17 protein-coding genes are annotated in these 19422 nt (G+C 43.9%); 8 read left to right on the top strand and 9 right to left on the bottom strand.

The window, feature by feature from the left end; all coding sequences use genetic code 11:
* Positions 1–3: 3 nt before the first annotated feature.
* The 4 genes from gspF to gspC form a co-directional block, all read right to left on the bottom strand.
* Positions 4–1227, bottom strand: coding sequence for a type II secretion system inner membrane protein GspF (gene gspF, locus AB4135_RS07255; RefSeq protein WP_371991595.1), 1224 nt, complete (start codon positions 1225–1227; stop codon positions 4–6).
* A 3-nt stretch (positions 1228–1230) separates the two neighbouring features.
* Positions 1231–2802, bottom strand: coding sequence for a type II secretion system ATPase GspE (gene gspE, locus AB4135_RS07260; RefSeq protein WP_371991597.1), 1572 nt, complete (start codon positions 2800–2802; stop codon positions 1231–1233).
* Positions 2795–4939: a type II secretion system secretin GspD gene (gene gspD, locus AB4135_RS07265; protein WP_371991599.1), complete on the bottom strand. Its 2145-nt coding sequence runs from the start codon at positions 4937–4939 to the stop codon at positions 2795–2797. Before gspD ends, gspE begins: the two co-directional genes overlap by 8 nt.
* Before the next feature lie 84 nt (positions 4940–5023).
* A complete protein-coding gene (gene gspC / locus AB4135_RS07270) occupies positions 5024–5938 on the bottom strand; it encodes a type II secretion system protein GspC (protein ID WP_371991601.1) in 915 nt (304 codons plus the stop codon).
* A gap of 270 nt (positions 5939–6208) precedes the next feature.
* Between gspC and hslR the strand changes: the two genes are divergently transcribed.
* Positions 6209–6607, top strand: coding sequence for a ribosome-associated heat shock protein Hsp15 (hslR, locus tag AB4135_RS07275; RefSeq protein ID WP_371991603.1), 399 nt, complete (start codon positions 6209–6211; stop codon positions 6605–6607).
* Positions 6608–6622: 15 nt separating this feature from the next.
* Positions 6623–7483, top strand: coding sequence for an Hsp33 family molecular chaperone HslO (gene hslO / locus AB4135_RS07280; protein ID WP_371991605.1), 861 nt, complete (start codon positions 6623–6625; stop codon positions 7481–7483).
* 102 nt (positions 7484–7585) lie between these two features.
* Here the strand turns inward: hslO and AB4135_RS07285 are convergent, their stop codons facing one another.
* Positions 7586–8437, bottom strand: coding sequence for a DUF4437 domain-containing protein (locus AB4135_RS07285; RefSeq protein ID WP_371991607.1), 852 nt, complete (start codon positions 8435–8437; stop codon positions 7586–7588).
* Between the two features lie 371 nt (positions 8438–8808).
* On the opposite strand from AB4135_RS07285, the gene AB4135_RS07290 reads away from it, so the two are divergent.
* The 3 genes from AB4135_RS07290 to AB4135_RS07300 all read left to right on the top strand — a co-directional run bounded on the left by AB4135_RS07290 (position 8809) and on the right by AB4135_RS07300 (position 11217).
* On the top strand, positions 8809–10365 hold the full coding sequence (locus AB4135_RS07290) for a phosphoenolpyruvate carboxykinase (protein ID WP_371991609.1): 1557 nt from the start codon (positions 8809–8811) through the stop codon (positions 10363–10365).
* A 223-nt stretch (positions 10366–10588) separates the two neighbouring features.
* Complete coding sequence (locus AB4135_RS07295; protein ID WP_371991611.1) at positions 10589–11014, top strand: hypothetical protein; 426 nt, start codon at positions 10589–10591, stop codon at positions 11012–11014.
* Entirely contained in the window at positions 11011–11217 is a 207-nt protein-coding gene (locus AB4135_RS07300) for a helix-turn-helix transcriptional regulator (protein WP_371991613.1), read from the top strand. Before AB4135_RS07295 ends, AB4135_RS07300 begins: the two co-directional genes overlap by 4 nt.
* A gap of 58 nt (positions 11218–11275) precedes the next feature.
* On the opposite strand, the gene AB4135_RS07305 is transcribed toward AB4135_RS07300, so the two are convergent.
* The gene (locus tag AB4135_RS07305; RefSeq protein ID WP_371991615.1) at positions 11276–11755 is read right to left on the bottom strand and encodes a hypothetical protein; all 480 of its coding nucleotides are present in this window, start codon (positions 11753–11755) and stop codon (positions 11276–11278) included.
* A 296-nt stretch (positions 11756–12051) separates the two neighbouring features.
* Here AB4135_RS07305 and AB4135_RS07310 point away from each other — a divergent pair, with 296 nt between their 5' ends.
* Positions 12052–13896 carry a M14 family metallopeptidase gene (locus AB4135_RS07310; RefSeq protein ID WP_371991617.1) on the top strand — a complete coding sequence of 615 codons (1845 nt, stop codon included), beginning with the start codon at positions 12052–12054 and terminating at the stop codon, positions 13894–13896.
* Between the two features lie 83 nt (positions 13897–13979).
* Here AB4135_RS07310 and AB4135_RS07315 read toward each other — a convergent pair whose 3' ends face one another.
* The gene (locus tag AB4135_RS07315) at positions 13980–14783 is read right to left on the bottom strand and encodes a class I SAM-dependent methyltransferase (protein WP_371991619.1); all 804 of its coding nucleotides are present in this window, start codon (positions 14781–14783) and stop codon (positions 13980–13982) included.
* A gap of 251 nt (positions 14784–15034) precedes the next feature.
* On the opposite strand from AB4135_RS07315, the gene AB4135_RS07320 reads away from it, so the two are divergent.
* Positions 15035–15790 (top strand): hypothetical protein, encoded by a 756-nt coding sequence (locus tag AB4135_RS07320; protein WP_371991621.1) that lies wholly within the window; start codon positions 15035–15037, stop codon positions 15788–15790.
* A 442-nt stretch (positions 15791–16232) separates the two neighbouring features.
* Here AB4135_RS07320 and AB4135_RS07325 read toward each other — a convergent pair whose 3' ends face one another.
* Both AB4135_RS07325 and AB4135_RS07330 read right to left on the bottom strand, forming a co-directional pair.
* The gene (locus tag AB4135_RS07325; protein ID WP_371991623.1) at positions 16233–17261 is read right to left on the bottom strand and encodes a methionine synthase; all 1029 of its coding nucleotides are present in this window, start codon (positions 17259–17261) and stop codon (positions 16233–16235) included.
* A 31-nt stretch (positions 17262–17292) separates the two neighbouring features.
* On the bottom strand, positions 17293–18267 hold the full coding sequence (locus AB4135_RS07330; RefSeq protein WP_371991625.1) for a DUF1852 domain-containing protein: 975 nt from the start codon (positions 18265–18267) through the stop codon (positions 17293–17295).
* Positions 18268–18611: 344 nt separating this feature from the next.
* Here AB4135_RS07330 and AB4135_RS07335 point away from each other — a divergent pair, with 344 nt between their 5' ends.
* Positions 18612–19421, top strand: coding sequence for a sulfite exporter TauE/SafE family protein (locus AB4135_RS07335; protein WP_371991627.1), 810 nt, complete (start codon positions 18612–18614; stop codon positions 19419–19421).
* Position 19422 lies beyond the last annotated feature (1 nt).

The raw sequence follows: 19422 nt of genomic DNA on the forward strand, positions 1-19422 counted from the left end.
CGGTTAACCACTGATCATATTATTCAGTGCCAAAATTGGCTGCAGAATAGCTAAAACAATAAATAGCACTACTGTGGCCATACTAACAACCAACATAGGTTCAAAGACTCCCAGTGCGATGGTGACGTTTGACTCAAATTCTCGATCTTGGTTGTCTGCCGCACGCTCAAGCATCTGCTCGAGCTGACCACTTTTTTCACCAGAGGTGATCATATAGAGCATCATAGGCGGAAAAAGTTTAGTATTTGCTAGCGCTGTCCCTAAACTTGTGCCCTCGCGCACTCTTAACGTAGCCTCTTCAACAGCGGCTTTGACCTTAACATTGACCAATACATCGCTAGCAATACGCATCGCGTCAAGCAATGGCACTGAACTGGCGGTCAAGATACTCAAGGTTCTGGCAAAGCGAGCGGTGTTAAGGCTTTTACTGACTTTACTTACCACTGGTAAGCGCAGCAGTAATGAATCGTATTTCATTCTGTTTGCAGGCACGACTAATAAACGCTTCATGATCACAAACAAGCCAATAATGAGCCCAAGTACAATCAAGCCGTAATCACGGATAAAATCAGACGAGCTAATCAATAACTCAGTCGTCCAAGGCAGTTCTTGCCCCATATGTTCAAATTGCCCTACTACTTGCGGTACAACAGCGGCAAGTAATATGGCAATAACACCAATGGCAACACAGGTCAGCACGATCGGGTAGATCATCGCCTGGGTCATTTTACTTTTCAATTGCTGGCGACGTTCGGTGTAGTCGGCAAGACGGTTTAGCACCACCTCTAAGTGACCAGATTTTTCACCTGATGCCACCATAGCGCGATATAACTCGTCAAATATATGAGGGAATTCAGCCATCGAATCAGCCAAGCTATAACCTTCAACAACACGCGAGCGAACCGCCATCACCATACTGGCTAAACGATCTTTCTCACACTGTTGACCGACGGCTTTAAGCGCCTCTTCAATCGGCAGGCCTGCAGCAACTAGCGTCGCTATTTGACGGGTAATCAAGGCAAGCTCAGAAACTGAAATGCCACGCTTGAAAAAACTTACCCCACCAGATTTAGCCTTACTCTCTTTTTCAACCACCGGAGTAATTTCCAATGGCATCAAACGTAGCTCTCTAATTTGGCCGCGAGCATGCCTAGCGGTATCCGCTTCGACAACGCCTTTTTGCTGCTTACCCGCTTTATCTAATGCTTTGTATTCAAATGCTGGCACAGATTATTCCTCGCGAGTCACGCGCAATACTTCTTCAAGGGTGGTTTTCCCTGCAAGCACTTTACTCATACCATCATGACGGATACTCGGGACTGATTTACGTATATGTTTTTCAATCGCCAATTCGCCTCGACCGGTGTGGATCAATTCACGTACATCATCATCAACCACTAACAACTCATGGATACCAGTACGACCACGGTACCCGTTATGCCCACAGGCCTGACACCCTTTAGCACGATATATGATACGAGGGTCATCAGCACTAATACCTAATAGCTCTCTTTCGCGCTCATCAGGTACATGCTCCTCTTTACAATGCTTACATAAAGTTCGGATCAGTCGCTGTGCAAGTACGCCCAGCAAACTCGATGACACAAGAAAAGGCTCAACGCCCATATCTTGTAGACGGGTAATAGCACCTGACGCAGTATTGGTATGCAGCGTTGATATCACCATGTGACCAGTCAGAGATGCTTGCACCGCAATCTGCGCCGTTTCTAGATCTCGAATTTCACCAATCATGACCACATCGGGATCTTGGCGCAATATTGCACGCAAGCCGCGGGCAAAGGTCATATCAACCTTAGTGTTAACTTGAGTTTGACCAATACCTTCTAGCTCGTACTCAATAGGATCTTCTACTGTGAGAATATTGGTATCGATGGAATTAAGTTCGGTAAGACCCGCATACAAGGTGGTACTTTTACCAGAGCCTGTAGGGCCAGTGACCAAAATAATACCGTGGGGCTTACGAATAAGTTCATCGAACTGTACCCGCACATCTTCAGTCATACCCAGCTGCACTAGGTCTAAGTTACCGGCATTTTTGTCCAGTAGACGCAGTACCACTCGCTCGCCATGGCTTGATGGCATAGTCGATACACGCACGTCGACGGCACGGCCAGCAATACGCAGTGAAATACGACCATCTTGCGGCACACGCTTTTCGGCAATATCTAAGCGCGCCATCACTTTGATACGTGAGACCAACAGCGAAGACAGTTTGCGGTTAGGTTTTAAGACCTCTTTTAAGATCCCGTCAACACGAAAACGTACCACAAGTTGCTTTTCATAAGTCTCGATATGGATATCAGACGCTTCTTCTTTAATCGCCTCAGACAACAATGCGTTGATCAGCTTAATGATCGGTGCATCATCGTCACCCTCCAGCAGGTCTTCTGTTTGAGGCAGCTCTTCAGCAAGCGTGAACAGATCCATCTCGTTACCAATATCTTCCATCATCTGCTGGGCTTCTGACGAATTAGCTTGGTAAGCTTGAGTTAAGCGCGCTTCAAAGGCGCTATCTGCTAATTTAATAAGCGGCAGAGACTTACCGTTATAACGGCGAACCTCTAACAGTGCCGACAGCGGTGTCCCAACAGTATGATAAAGCGACAGCACGCCGTTTTCATCTTTGTCTAAGGCAGCATTAAATCGATGAGCGAAAGCAAACGGCAAGCGCTCTTTACTGGTCGAGTGGAACACTTCATCTGCTTCCGCCTCTGAGACTAGCCCAAGTTCATTAGATACTTGCGCTAGCTCGTCATCTGCTTGCAGTTGATTATCACTCATCGCTAGATTCTTTATCTGTGGCTTCTTCGGTTTTAACTTTTTCAGCATCAGCATCTTTGCTGTTAGAAATGCTCTTCAATGCTGGGTCTGTTTCACGCATTTTGGTATCTAAGCCTTTGCCATCTTTATAACGATTGAGAACTTCATTGACGTCTGCAGGCAGATAAGCGTCTTGATCCCACTCTTCAAGCACTGGCACTTCACTATTCGGCATCAAGTTAATACCACGCTCAACCTGCTCAAGTTGTAATGCGCGGAAATAGTTGTATTTACGTCCAGCAATACCTTCCATAGTAATACCATCACGAATAATCGTAGGCTTGATAAATACCATCAGGTTTTTCTTTTTCTTACCGCTTGAAGATGACTTAAATAGATGACCTATAATTGGGATATCGCCTAAGAATGGTACCTTCTGTACCGACTCTTGCACCTCTTCATTAATCAAACCACCGAGTACCACAATCTGCCCTGAATCAGCCATTACCGTAGTGGTTAAACGACGAGTCGCAAAGGTCACATCGACACCGGTTTTACCATTAATGCCAGAGACTTCTTGTTCTATGGTTAACTTAACAGCATTACCTTCATTGACTTGTGGTACCACTTTAAGCTTAACGCCCACCTCTTTACGCTCAACGGTTTGGAAGGGGTTGCTATTACCGTTACTTGAGTTTTGGCTACCGGTAAGAATAGGCACTTCATCACCAACGATGAATGAGGCTTCTTGGTTATCAAGCGTGGTAATTGATGGCGTTGCAAGTACGTTCGACTTAGTGTCACTCGATACCGCTTGAATAAGCGCGCCAAAGTCGCCCATCGCGATGCCCCACGCCATACCGTTAACCTTACCTAGCGACTGTGCCAGTAAGGTAATATCGCCTCGAGTATCAGGATTTTCAGTACAAGTACCATCATTACAGACAGTTGAACCCTCTTCGCCTTGAGCAGCCCAGATACCAGCACCAATCTCACCGATGGTTGGGCCTAAGTTATTAAACTGAGTACCACCGCCAGCTTCTGTTGCCCACTGCACACCAAAGCCAACATCATCGCCTTCAGAAACTTCGACAATAATCGCTTCAACGAGGACTTGTGCACGGCGAATATCAAGCTGGTTAATCACGCTTTCAATGGTGCGCATTTGATCTGGCTCAGCACTAATCACCAAGGCATTGGTATCAGTGTGGGCCATAATATTTATTTCGTTACGGCGCTTATTTGCACCTTGAGCTGCTCCGCCTTTATCATCAACTAGTTGGTCGGCAAAACCGGTTAATACTTCAACCAAATCTTCTGCTTTAGCGTAACGTAAGTAACGTACTTTAGTGTTGCCTGTTGTGGCTTGCTCAGCATCAAGCTTTTTGATCAGTTTGACTACACGCTGACGGCTTTTTTCATCACCACTAACGATAACAGCGTTAGTACGTTCATCCGCAACGACCTTAGGGGCTTGGCCGGGCATTTGAGCTTGATTCGCTGTAGAGCGATAAAGCGTATCTACAATACGTACGATTTCACCGGCAGAAGCAAACTCAAGCTTAACCACTTCAACCGCGGTATCACCTTGCTTGTCAACGCGGCGTACAATTTCAACGAGTTTATTAACTACAGCTGCACGACCGGAGATCATCAATACATTTGATGGGTCATAGTTAACCACGTTACCGCCACCGGCATTATCGTTTAACTGGCGCAACAGTGGTGCGAGCTGTTTAGCTTCGGTGTTATACAACGCAACAATACGAGTTACCATCTCATCGCCTAATCCAGGCGCTTTATCATCCGCGACTCGAATCGACGCCGTCTTAGCGTCTTTATCTTTGATAACTTTGATGATGTTGTTATCCATCTCAACCACTGCATAGCCATATACTTGCAGTACATTGAGGAAGAATTGGTAGTATTGCTCGTCATCTAACAGATCATAACTGCGAACATTAATTTTGCCGCGAACGGTAGGGTCGACAATAATAGTGCGATTCAAATTCTTACCAACAATGTTGATAAACTCCTGAATATCGGTACCTTTAAAGTTAGCCGCATATTGCTCAGACCAAGCAAGTTGTGGTGCAAGCAATGATGCGCCCATAACCATACCAGCGATTAGTCTGCGTCTAATCCTTTTATTATTCATTGTATTACTTCCCCTAAAACCTTTAAGTGCGGCAAGCTCAATTAATTATTGCAGCAGCCTTTATTGTTATTGGTTGCAGCTCTGTTATTGCGGCAAACTAAACATAATTTCGATAAGTTGACCTTCGCGCTCAACCATTAAAGCAACTTCAGTCATCTCTGGTAGTTGCCCCATAACCTCTAATGCTTGACCCATATCAGTCAAATCATAACCGTTAAGCGATTTAGCCAAATCATTTGGTTTAAAACCCGCTTCGGTAAATAGTTTTCTGTCTTTGCCAGGATTGAGTCGGTAACCCGCCAACTCTCCACCACTCTTAACCGGTGAGATAGCTAAGTAGTCGGTTATCTTGCTCGGATCAGCTAAAATCTCAGCTCGAGATTCACCTAGCTCACGGGCAACTTGGCGGTTTTGACGTTGATCGACTCTTTTACCTTTTGGCAAGCTCTTAGCCTTTTGTAACTGCTGGTTAGCATTGCTATTAGTATTGTATTCAAGGCCATCTAGCATCAAGGTTTCGTAGCGGCCACTATTCGTGATAATAATGCGATCGGCATAAACCTCTTTTAACGACGCTGACGTTCCTCTAATTTTATCACCTAGACTATAAGTTTCTTGGCTCCCGCTAGAAGCAATAACCGCAAGACCTTTTTGCTCAGTGGTCGATGCCACCACCCCTGTCAATTGAATCGACAGCGAAGTTTTAGGCGCATCGGTGATGACCTCTTCTACAGGCGCTGTTTTAGGCTTAGAAGCGCTATCAGCACGGCCAAATAGACTCAATGCTTTGACGCCTGAGATATTGGCTGAACCGGAAGATGTCGATGAGACAGGTGTGGGCGTCCAGCGAGAAACAGCTGAATTTTCAGGGACTAACTTCCATGTGATCTGTGCCAAAAGAAATAGCATTAGCACAATACCGATAGTAAATATCGCTGAGCTAACAGGCTTTTGGGGCACACCTGCTGCTTTAGTTAAAAACTTATCTAATAAATCCATATTTATGTGGACCCTCTGCACAGGTCTCTGTTCTGGTTATGATAATTTAGCAAATCCTGACTCATGCTAACCCACACTGCAATCGGCAACAAGCCCATAACAGTAGCAATGTTGGCGATAATAGGCCAAATATGCTAACTTTACGCGCCTAAAAAGGGTGTGAAGCTTGCCACTATTTTGCGTGTCGAGATGTAAAGATTCGTATATTAATACTCAGCTTGTGAACTTCCCCCTACTTTAATAAAGGTTAATCTACCACTGGAGTCGCTCATGGTCGACAACGAGCAACAAGCATTGAAAGTCAGGCTAGACAAATGGCTCTGGGCTGCGCGCTTCTATAAGACTCGCGCCATCTCAAAAGAGATGATTAATGGTGGTAAAGTACACTACAACGGCCAACGCACCAAATCGAGTAAATATGCAGAGGTAGGTGCCACCATTAGATTAAGACAAGGATATGACGAAAAAGAGATCGTCATTGTAAAATTGTCAGAACAACGCCAGAAAGGGTCAATTGCGCAAACCCTTTATGAAGAAACACCGCAGAGCCTAGCGAAGCGAGAGACTTATGCCGAGCAAAGACGCTTAAATATTCTTCATAATCCGGCTCCAGAACAGAAGCCCGATAAGAAACAACGTCGCCAAATTATGCGCTTTAAAGAAAGTTAACACTGGAAAACCGAAATGACTAAAGACAACTTATACCGTTACCTATTTGACAATGCCAGTGTGCGTGGTGAATTGGTACAACTAGAGAAAAGCTACCAAGAAGTCATTGCAGCTCATGACTACCCAGAAGCGATTCAGCACTTATTGGGTGAGCTTATGGCGGCAACATCACTGCTAACAGCAACCTTGAAATTTAGCGGCGACATTAGTATTCAGCTTCAAGGCGATGGCCCAGTCTCACTTGCGGTTATTAACGGCAATAACTTGCAACAACTACGCGGTGTTTCTCGCTGGAATGGTGATATTACTGCAGATGCACAGCTACAATCTTTATTTGGCAAAGGCCATATGGTCATAACGTTAACACCCGATGATGGTGAACGTTACCAAGGCGTGGTTGCACTCGACAAAGAAACATTGAGTGAGTGTCTCGAAGCCTACTTTGAGCAATCTGAGCAACTACCGACCAAGATAAAATTATTTGCCGATGCTAACCAAGCAGCAGGTATGTTCCTACAGGTGTTGCCAACTGACGGCAACCACAATGAAGAGTTTGAACACCTTTCAGTGTTAACCGAAACAGTTAAGCAAGAAGAGCTGTTTACGCTTCAAGCGGAAGAGGTACTGCACCGTCTCTATCATGAAGAGGAAGTGCGCCTATTTGATCCCGTTGCTATTACTTTCAACTGCACCTGTTCAAAGGAGCGCAGCGCACAAGCTATCCGCACAGTAGCGAAAGAGGAAATAGATTCAATCATTGCCGAGCAAGGTAAGATTGAGATGGGTTGCGAATACTGCAACAGTAAATATATATTCGACGCCATTGATGTTGAAGCTATTTATGCAGTAGCACCAAACAGCGACACCACCCAGTAAAATGCCAAAATCTAAACAGCGAGTTAGCAATTCTGTTTTCAAACTCGCTGTTTAGCCTTTAATTACTTAATAACTCTTGGGAACTAGCCGCAGCCCTAAACTCTAGCGAGAACTGACTACGCCATTTTTACCCAATTTGTACTTTCCATCAGTGCGAATATAGATCATTGCCCCATCTAATGACGTCGATAATTGGTGACTAAACTCACCACTAGAACCGAAATAGCTACCAGCCGTTAAAGGTTTTTCATCTGTAAATTCAACTGACTTATAATCAACTGTACCTTGAATCACAATACCGCGAAACTGATTCGCCGCAACTGTTAACTCACCGCGAAATCCAGCTGGGAGCTTTAACATAGTACCGCCAAGCTGGCCGCGCTCATTGCTGCCCCATAGCGTGGTAATTTCAGCATCACTGCCTGCAACTAAGCTAACATCATCTTGATTCAACCAGACTAGATTAGACTGGTGTAAATTAACCGGCTTTTCGCCACTATCAAAATGTTGCGCTGATGGCTTAACCAAATAGGGTCCACTATCAATTTCCAAGAAGATCATATTGCCATCACCATTAGCAGCCGTGATGTGGTTTTCGCCTGCAGGTTGAGTCCAAAATGATCCTGCTGGCATCCACATCGTTGCAGCATTAGGATCATCATTATGCATCAGCCCTTCAATCACTACCCCACGGTAAGTAATATTATGAATGTGCGCCGGCGACGAAAAGCCTTTATTAAACCGAACCAACATACCTGTTGGGACATTTTTAGTTCGATCTCCCCAGAGGTTTGCAGCCCCAGGACTCTTATCACCACGAAGCGGGTTTAAATATCCCCACTGCACTGCATCTGCGCTAACCACCTCAGATTGCAATTTAGAGGGATTTGCTACGGCCATGGCCGATATACTGCTAAGGATTGTTAACGCTATTAAAGTTGTACTGATGTTCATTGAGGTCGCCTTAGTAGACTAAGTCATAAGTTTTGCTGGGTTATAGCAAAAATTATAGCAATAGCGTCGCCAACAAACATTCAGCCAAAATCAGAAATAGAATCTATTAAATGTTGATAATGAATCGGCACAGTAAACAAACGTTAACGCTTACCATTAAAAATGGCTTATGGAGTGATTTTGAGGTCTGAATGAGTTGAAAATGGTAATTGGTAATACCTTCCTACCAAGTTTCAGTGCAAAATTGCAGTTTGATGACAACTTTTTAGTATTTTTTTTGATCTAGCCCACATATTCAATTGCGCATAAGTTACAATCGCCGCAGACAAAATAGCTGGCGCCATAGACCGGCAAACAAAACGACCCTAAAGATGGAGACCTTACCCATGGCGGATGGATCAAACCGCGAGTACCTTAACCTCTCTACAGGCCAATTAGTCGAACTTGCGCTAGCACGCGGCGAAGGCGAATTGACCGCAAACGGTGCTTTAGTTGCAAAAACTGGCGAACGCTCAGGTCGCTCACCTAATGACCGCTTTATCGTCAAAGAGCCAAGCTCAGAAGCGGATATTGAGTGGGGACCAGTCAACAAGCCATTCGAAGCCGACGCTTTTACAGCGCTTTGGAATCGTGTTGAAGCTTACCTAGCTGATAAAGACACGTTTGTTTCAAACCTAGAAGTAGGTGCGAGCAAAGAGCACTACCAGCCCGTCACTGTCACCACTGAATATGCTTGGCATCAGCTATTTGCTCGTAACCTTTTCATCGTACCAGAAGAGTTTAATGCAGCAGACAAGCCAGCTTGGCAGATCATCAATGCACCAGGATTTGTATGTAATCCAGAGCGTGATGGTACTCATTCTGATGCAACAGTTATTTTAAACTTCGCTGAACGTAAGGTGCTACTAGCAGGTCTTAAGTACGCTGGCGAAATGAAGAAATCGATGTTCTCAGTGCAAAACTTCCTACTACCAGCGAAAGGTGTGCTACCAATGCACTGCTCAGCTAACGTAGGTGCTGACGGCGATACTACGCTGTTTTTCGGCCTGTCTGGCACAGGCAAAACTACGCTTTCTGCAGATCCTAAGCGCTTCCTTATCGGTGATGATGAGCACGGCTGGGCACCCGGTGGCGTATTCAACATTGAAGGCGGTTGCTACGCAAAATGTATCGATCTTAGCCAGAAAAACGAGCCCGTGATCTGGGATGCTATCCGTTTTGGTACCGTACTTGAAAACGTGGTAACTGATGAAAACCGTGTACCTGATTACACGAACTCGTCACTAACAGAAAACACGCGCGCCGCTTACCCACTTGAGCATATTGCTCAACGTAAAGAGGAGAACTGCGGCGCAGAGCCTCATGCAGTCGTGTTCTTAACTTGCGATGTTTCAGGCGTATTACCGCCAGTTTCTAAGCTGACCAAAGAGCAGGCGGCCTACCACTTCTTGTCTGGCTATACTGCTAAAGTGGGTTCAACTGAAATGGGCTCAACAGCCGCAATTCAGTCTACTTTTTCAACGTGTTTCGGTGCACCGTTCTTCCCACGCCCTGCAGGCGTATACGCTGAGCTATTGATGAAGCGTATCGAATCTTTCGGTAGCCAAGTTTACTTGGTCAACACTGGCTGGACTGGCGGACCACACGGTATTGGTAAGCGTTTTGACATTCCAACAACCCGCGCGATTGTCGATGCAATCGTAAGCGGCGAGCTAAAGGATGTTGAAACTGAGTACCTTGAAAAGTTAAACCTGCATGTTCCAGTGGCGATTCCAGGTGTAGACAGTAACTTACTCAACCCAATTAACACATGGGAAGATAAGCAGCAGTATGCCGAGTTCGCACAGCATCTAGCAGAAAGTTTTCAGAAGAACTTTGAAAAATACCAAGTACCTGATTCAATCAAGAATGCAGGACCAAACGCTTAATGCTCTAACATAAGCGTTTACGCTTAAAATCCCAATTTAGCCCGCCTAAATTGGGATTTTTTTGTGAAAAACACCTTTGATTTTCCTCTAACCAATATTATCAGCCCGAAATTGAAGTAAAGCCAAGCAAACTTTTAGTAAAGCAAGCTTGACTTATGTGTCAAGCAAGCCTAACTTAAAATCAAGCTTGCTTTACTTTATAAAAAACAAAGGGAACTGTTCAATGAAATCTATACTAGAAGCAATCTGCGCTAAAGGGCTGCCCAAGCGTGATCTGAAAAATGCCAATCGCGTGAATCTATTCGCGCTACTTTGGGCACTCACTTTAATGTTCAGCGCATACCTAGGTGAAACTGGCGTATTAGACAAGACACTTCTGTTAATCATTGCTTTTGCGGTACATAGCATGATTGGCATCGCCATGTTATTCACTTATAAAAGCTTTCTAACTCAGCTTGATGAAATGGAGCGAAAAGTGCAGCTAGATGCATTAGCACTGGCCGTTGGAGTCGCCATTATTAGTTTTTCAAGCTATTCAATTCTGGCAAATACAGGTACTGTACCACCGTTAAAAAGCGCATACCTCATCGCACTTATCGCCTTAACCTATATGGTTGGCATTATTAAAGGAAGGTTGGCCTACCGATGAAAAATCGCTTAAAAATCCTCAGAGCTGAGCGAGACTGGACCCAAGCAGATCTCGCCGACAAACTGGAAGTATCGCGGCAAACGATCAATGCGATAGAGAAAGGGAAATACGATCCCAGTTTACCATTAGCGTTTAAAGTCGCCCGTTTGTTTGAGCTAACTATTGAGCAGGTTTTTGAGGAAGAGACGACGCACGAAGAATAGAGATTTAAACTTTTATCAGTGACTTAGCTGCTTAGCTATAGTCACTGTGACACCAATTTCAATCTTTAACCAAGCTAAAGTTTGAATAATCAAATACCATTTTTATCGCAAAACTCATAAATAAAATGCCAGCCTCTGTTTCCATTACGGTTTCTACAGGCACTAGCATATTTTCTTGCCGACGATAGCGAGTGTTATAGGTCTTGTCATCTTTTACCTCGTTGATGAAAACATCATCCCCTTGTTGAGCAATATCATCACAACTAAAGCTTTGAGACATAAAGGGTTCATACCCGTCAGCATCGTAAGACGTACCTTCACTCATCCATAGATCCAGTTGCTCATATTTAGACTGGCCATTCGCATAGTGGATTAAATTTGTTCCTGTCGCTTGTTTTTCATCATCGACTGTCAGCAAAAACATTTGCTTCATAATGAAGTTAGAAGACAATAAATTGCTATGCGCCGTCTTTATATCATCACAACCGTAGCTTAAGCTGGTAAAAAAAAATGCACTAAAAATAATAAAACTCTTCAAGTTAAGTTCCTTGTAAATCAAAGTGTTCAACTATTACCCTGCACTAGATCCAGGTATTAAACAAGAACTAAGCAGCCATAACAACAAAGCAAAGTGTAAAAATGGGTTTATACCAACTTTGTAATCAAACTCACCCAAATTTAAAGGATGGTTTTTTACTGAATAAACATGCTGCCTGATGAGTAATCTAAGTCGCATATTTCGACACAGTTATCTGGTTGCACTTGTTAGCATTTTGGTGAAATATAAGCCTCTTATAATAATTCTAAATTTATCTTACAGATGGATACCCTACCATGCGCTTTTTGACCCCTTTAACAAGCTACGCAGCCCTTGCGGTTGCGGTCACTAGCTTTTGCACGCTTGCCGCCGAACACAATGCCACGCCTCAGTTAGCAACCACTTACGTTAATGATGCCATTTTACCTCCCATTATCGAATGGCATGGTAAGAGTGAATCACTACTGGCAGCACCAGACAGCGAATGGGCTACACCTTTTGAACAGCATGGCCTTAAAACCAGTCCAAATTATGATGAAACCTTCGCATGGTTAGATAAGCTGATTAGTCAGACAGATATGCTCAAAAAAGTCAGCATAGGCAAGAGTCCACAAGGACGTGACATTTGGATGATAGTCGCCTCTAAAGAGGGCGCTGAAGATGCCCCCACTCTACTTAAAAATAATAAACCTAGCGTGTTAGTTCAGGCTGGCATTCATTCTGGAGAGATTGATGGCAAAGACGCTGGCATGATGCTGCTACGCGATATTATTATCGGTGATAAAGCCGCACTACTCGACAACGCTAATCTATTATTTGTGCCTATTTTTAGTGTTGACGCCCATGAGCGTTCAACCGAATACAACCGCGTCAACCAAAGAGGCCCGGTTAATATGGGCTGGCGCACAACCGCCAACAACCTCAACCTTAATCGTGACTATGCCAAAGCTGATACATTAGAGATGCAACATATGCTGCGCGCCATCAATATCTGGCAACCTGATTTATACATAGATGTACACGTTACCGACGGTATCGACTATCAGTACGATGTCACCTTCGGTTACAACCTTGCCCAAGGTTTGAGCCCTGCCAGTTATAAGTGGTTAGAAAACAGCTACCGCCCAGCCATTGAGTCAGCACTTATCGAAGAAGGTCACGTTCCTGGACCACTCGTTTTCGCAATCGACAATACCGACATCAGCAAGGGTATGTCTTTATGGAATGCTAGCCCACGTTTTTCCAATGGCTACGGTGATGCCCGTCACCTGCCGACAATTTTGATTGAAAATCACAGTTTAAAGCCGTTTAAGCAACGCGTGCTCGGCACCTATGTGATGTTAGAGGCGACACTGAAAACCATCGGTGACCAAACAACCAAACTTAAATCGGCAATCCAACAAGACAAATACCGCTACTCACCACGAGTTACTCTCACTTGGAAGCAAGAGCAGCAACAACAGGGCTGGGATTTTAAAGGTATCGGCTACTCGATGGAGCAAAGTGCAATCAGTGGCAATGAGATTGTTCGCTGGAATGGTGAACCTAAGCTGTACCCTAACCTGCCTGTTATTGGTGGCACCAAAGCCGATATCAAAGTGAATCGCCCAACGGCTTACTATGTGCCACCTCAGTGGACAGCAGTGATTGAACGCTTAAGCATACACGGCATACGTATGACCACTATCAGTAAACCTAGTACGCAAAAGCTACAGCAATACCAATTAAGCCAGCCCAAATTTGGCAATGCTGATTATGAAGGTCATCAACGCGTTAAAGCTACGCTAAGCAGCCAAACTATCGAGGCGACTTTGCCTACAGGCACTGTACGCATCGATACCGAGCAACCGCTTGGCGATCTTGCAATCCTATTACTTGAGCCACAGTCGCCAGACTCATTGTTTCAATGGGGATTTTTCAATCCTATTTTCACTCGTACTGAATATATCGAAAACTATGCGGTTGAGCCGTTAGCGGCGCAGATGTTAAAACAAGATCCCAAACTGCAAGCAGCATTCGATGAAGCACTTAAGGATGAAGCGTTTGCCGCCGATCCAAAAGCGCGTCTACGTTGGTTTTACCAGCGCAGCCCTTACTATGATAACGAGTACCAAAAATATCCGGTATTAAGAAGCAACTAGTTTATAGTCATCGATAAACACTAGGTCATAGCTCAAACAAAAACAGCGCCAATTGGCGCTGTTTTCTATGTTATAAATCACACTTAGGCTTTCTTAAAACCTGAAATAGCATAGGCAAGTGGTAAGCGTTGCCCCTGCTGCTCGACAAAGTAACGTGATCGTGGCGTTTTCCCTTGCGGCAAAGAGACCTCAACCGTCTCCTCTGTAAGTCCATCAAAACAGTTATATGGGCTAAAATCGAACTCGTTGAATGAATCGATTTCAATACCCGCTCGGATCAGTGCATTGATGACATCAGCAAGAGAATGTGACCAACTCATAAAGGTCTCGGTTTCATCACCTGCATTCTCTGTGTAGGTAGGCTCATCATCCACATCTGGCTCGTCTTGATGAAAATAGCTATAACCGTCAAACACCGCTTGTGCGGGGTGAAACTCCACCATATAAAACTGACCACCCGTTTTAAGCTTACTGGCTATGGTTTGCGCCCACTTATTTAGATCGGGTAACCAGACAATGGCGCCGTAGGAGGTAAATACGATATCGAATTGACCCGCGACCTGCTTAGTCACTTGATAAACATCGGTGCAAATAAAATCGGCATCTAGTCTAGCTTGAGTTGCTAATAATTTAGCTTGTTCAATAGCTGCACCAGAGAGGTCAACACCAGTTACTTTTGCGCCTAAGCGTGCCCATGACAAGGTGTCTAAACCAAAGTGACATTGCAGATGCAGCAGGCTTTTACCCTCTACATTCAGTGCTGCTAACTCTATCTCTTGCAGTGAGCTGTCACCCGCTAAAAAACCAGCGACATCGTAAAAGTCAGAAGTAACATGAGTTTGTACTCGGCGATCCCAGCCTTGTTGATTTACAGATAAATAATCCATTCTTGCTTCCATCCCTTATGACTGAACTAGGCTATAACCGAAAAATTCAGCAGTAATAAACGATTAAGTAAAATCACTAACAATGTCGATTTTGGCCAATTTTTTGAGTTAATTCACCACCAACAGTCAAGATAACAATAAAACATCACAATTAAAACAAGTAGATAACATGTTGGCATACTACCTGCTTAGATAGGTTATAGCTTTGAATACAAAATTGATTCTAAAAAATATAACAAGGACATCATCTTATGAAACTAGCCTCTAGTCTTTTTGCGGCAATCATAACGCTAGCGCTATCGGGTTGCATCATCAATGTAAATGGTGCCAGTGCCGGCCCGCTTGATCATCAGCAAAAGCAGATCCAGATTGAAGCAGCAGGTATCGATACATTTGTCGCCAATACAGGCGCAGGTGACTTAAAAATCCAAGGCGTTACCGGATTAACCCAAATCACCGTGGTAGCTGACATCTACACTTACGGTGATATCAAAGCAGATTTAACACTAGAGAAGAGCGGCAATAACGCTAAATTGGTTGCCGAGTTTGACAGTAATATCAATTTTAGTCGCTCGCCATATATCGACCTCACCATTCAAGTACCTGCAGATATGGTACTGAAAATTGACGATGGTTCTGGTGACATTGAAATTACCAATATCTCAGCCAATATTGAGCTTGAAGATGGCTCTGGTGACCTTTCAATTCAAGGTGGCCATAACCTTAGTATCACCGACGGTTCAGGCTCTGTATCGATTACTAACACCACCGGTAAGCTAACACTGGAAGATGGTTCTGGCTCAATCAACCTAAATGGCATTGGTGGCGACACTAACATCGACGACGGCTCTGGCGATATGACGGTAACCAACGTCAATGGTCACGTTTTTATTGATGATGGTTCAGGTGATATTGAAGTCGATAACACCAAAGGGCTTAGTATTGTTGAAGCAGGTAGTGGCGATTTGAGCGTCGATAATATCAACGGCTCAGTGAGTATGAACTAAGCCAAGCCAGCCTTTAGCGTTAACAATTCAAACTCAAGACTGATAGCAAATCTGAAAAACTGAGCTAAAATTAGCTTAGTGAAGGAGTATTCCTTCCCGGCGTGGGTGCTATTGTCGATTAATGTGCTTAGTGGTCGGTTATGTCGACCAAGAGCGTATTTAGGTACAACAGCGCCCAGCCCACCCTTTGAGAAGCTCAGCTGAATTATCAGCTGAGCTTCGACAATTTCAAGCCGTCTAGCTCGTTATTGTTAATCGTCGACTCAGCTTCTAGCAGCATTGCTTCCAATGACTTACAGCCAGCACATATGCAGATACAGCAGCGATAGCCTATCGTTTCAGAGCAAGCCAAAGTCAGTGAGGCCGTTACTATGCAGACATTTGACCGACTTGGCACTGTACTCCATATTACAAATACCAGACGGACTCCAGTCAGCATTAGCTAGGCTGACAACTCTTGTCGAACGATTTCAGCCCCTGCTGTTAACGCATTAAGTTTGGCGCTTGCTATTTGGCGAGGCAAAGGTGCCATGCCGCAATTGGTACAAGGATAGAGGTTCTCGGCATCGACAAACTTGAGTGCATGTCGCAGAGTATTAGCCACCTCTTCTGGCGTTTCAATGGTGTTAGTGGCGACATCAATGGCGCCTACCATCACTTTCTTACCTCGAATAAGCTCAAGTAACTCAAGGGGAACATGAGAGTTATGACATTCTAGTGAGATAATGTCGATATTCGATTTTTGCAATTTAGGAAAAGCTTGTTGGTATTGTCTCCACTCTGTGCCCAAGGTCTTTTTCCAATCGGTATTAGCTTTAATGCCGTAGCCATAACAGATGTGTACCGCCGTTTCGCATTTAAGCCCCTCTATTGCTCTTTCTAAACAGGCAACGCCCCAATCATTTACCTCGTCAAAGAACACATTAAATGCAGGCTCATCAAATTGAATGATATCAACCCCTGCAGCCTCTAGCTCTTTGGCCTCTTGGTTGAGAATTTTGGCAAACTCCCAAGCGAGTTGTTCACGACTTTTATAATGATCATCATACAGCGTGTCGATCATGGTCATCGGGCCAGGCAGCGCCCATTTAATTGGCTGCTTAGTCTGCTGACGTAAGAACTTGGCATCCTCGACAAAAACAGGCTTTTGCCGAGAAACAGGGCCGACCACGGTTGGTACGCTTGCATCATAACGATCACGAATTTTAACCGTTTTACGCTGTTCAAAATCGACGCCGTTGAGGTGCTCGATAAAGGTCGTCACAAAATGCTGCCGTGTTTGCTCGCCATCACTAACAATATCGATACCTGCATGCTGTTGATCTTGCAGTGACACACGCAATGCATCGTGTTTACCTTCAAGCAGCGCTTCATCTTGCAACTTCCAAGGTGACCAAAGAGTCTCTGGCTCTGCTAGCCAAACGGGTTTAGGTAAACTGCCTGCAGTTGAAGTCGGTAATAATTTTTTCATAATAAATGCTGCTATATATTTAAGTTAATAATTAAGCGTAATTTGCTGACCACTGCTCAAGAACCGTTTGATATGGTTTGATGAAGTGCTCCTCTGCGAACTTGCCTTGCGCTATGGCAAGCTGGCTGCGCTCTTCTCGGTCATAAACAATTTGCGTCAATGAATGATCTAAGTTCTTCAAATTGGGTTGATAGCACTTGCCAGCGGTCGCATTAGCATTATAGATTTCAGGCCGATAAATTTTTTGGAATGTCCCCATGGTACTAATGGTACTGATTAGCTCAAGATTCGTGTAATCACTGAGCAGATCTCCAAAGAAATAAAACGCTAAAGGGGCGACGCTATTAGCAGGCATAAAATAGCGAACCTGCAACCCCATTTTCTTGAAATACTGCTCAGTTAAAGAAGATTCATTTGGCAGGTATTCAAAACCTAATATTGGATGTTGATTTTCAGTTCGTTGGTAAACCTTATTATCTGAAACACTCAGACATATAACCGGTAACTTTTTAAAATTATCTTTATAAACATCAGAATTAATAAAACATTTAAATAGATTGCCATGTAATTCACCAAAGTCACTCGGGATAGTAAACTGTTCTTTATTTTTATTATGCTGCAACAATAAAACGCTAAAGTCATAATCTCGTACATAAGAAGAAAAGTTATTTCCGACGATACCTTCAAGACGTTGATTATTTTTATGATCAATAATATTGGTTTTCAATACTTCAATTGATGGAAAGGCCTGCCCATCTCTTTCAATATCCATATCAACAGAGACGATCTCAAGTTCAACAGAGTACCTATCACCTTTAGGGTTATCCCAATCAGCCAAGGCATTGAAATTATTATCTATCATTTGCAATGCATTGCTTAAGTTCTCACGGCGGCTGTCACCTCTTGCCAAGTTGGCAAAATTGGTTGTGATGCGAGTGCTGTTCGAAGGATGATAATTTTCATCAAGGCTAATGCTCTTGATTGTGAAGTTAAAGTTATTGCTCATTGTGGTTCGATATCCTGTTTACTGAGATTAACATTAAAAGTATTTTACGCTGATGGGTCTTTCTGCTTTAGCTTACCGATTCCACCTTCTCAGTATTAATTACTCGCGACTGATGACTTGGCCAAAGATCAAAGGCAATATCTATAACGTAAATATTAGGATCTATTTATACTTGTTCAGGCACGATAACAACAGCGCTTTTATTTCAACTTAAACATGAGCAGCATTCACGTTCTATTAAGTTTGAAAACTCAATAGCATGTCAGTTATATTAATTAACCCGGTGCAAACAAATCTTTATTTGTTTAGCACATTATTCCTAATTATATGAAGAGATAAATTTAATGAGTGAGTTGCTGTTGTTGATTGTTTACTGCGCATTACTTGGCAGTGTCGTGGGCTTTTTGGCTGGCCTCTTAGGCATTGGCGGTGGACTCATCATTGTGCCAGTGTTGAGCAGTATTTTACTTCACTTTAATACTCTACCCGCAGATCAGGTAATGATCGCAGCAATTGCAACCTCATTGGCGTCGATTTTGTTTACCTCTACCTCTTCGGCAATCGCCCACCACAAGAACGGTAATGTACCATGGAGCCTAGCACCTTGGGTCATGGTCGGGGTGGCTCTTGGCGCACTTATCAGTGGCTTTATGGCATCACTATTGCCAGAAAATATTGTGCGTATTGTGTTTGCTGTCAGTGTCATGCTGATTGCTTTCAAGATGCTTTACAGCAATAAAAATCACTCTAGCACTGAGCGAGAAATGCCGAATAAAGGTCTGTTAACTGTTTTGACGACGATCACCGGCAGCTTGTCAGCTATGATCGGGATTGGTGGCGGTGCACTCTTGGTCCCCTTGTTGACGTTTTTCTCAGTCGACATGAAAAAAGCCATCGGCTGTGCATCCGCTTGCGGGATTGTTATCGCATTATTTGGTTCGATAGGTTACATCAGCTCGGGTAGCCACCTGTTTGCTCTAACAGATGGATTTGCTGGGTTTGTTTATCTACCCGCTTTATTGGGTATTGTTTGCACCTCCTGGTTTACTGCCCCTTTAGGTGCCAAATCGACCCACCATCTGCCCGTTTCAGTTATAAAGAAAATATTCGCAGTGTTACTGTTAGCTGTCGCGGCAAATATGCTTCTAAAATGAT

Source organism: Shewanella sp. 10N.286.54.B9 (assembly GCF_041468565.1).
Taxonomy (GTDB): domain Bacteria; phylum Pseudomonadota; class Gammaproteobacteria; order Enterobacterales; family Shewanellaceae; genus Shewanella.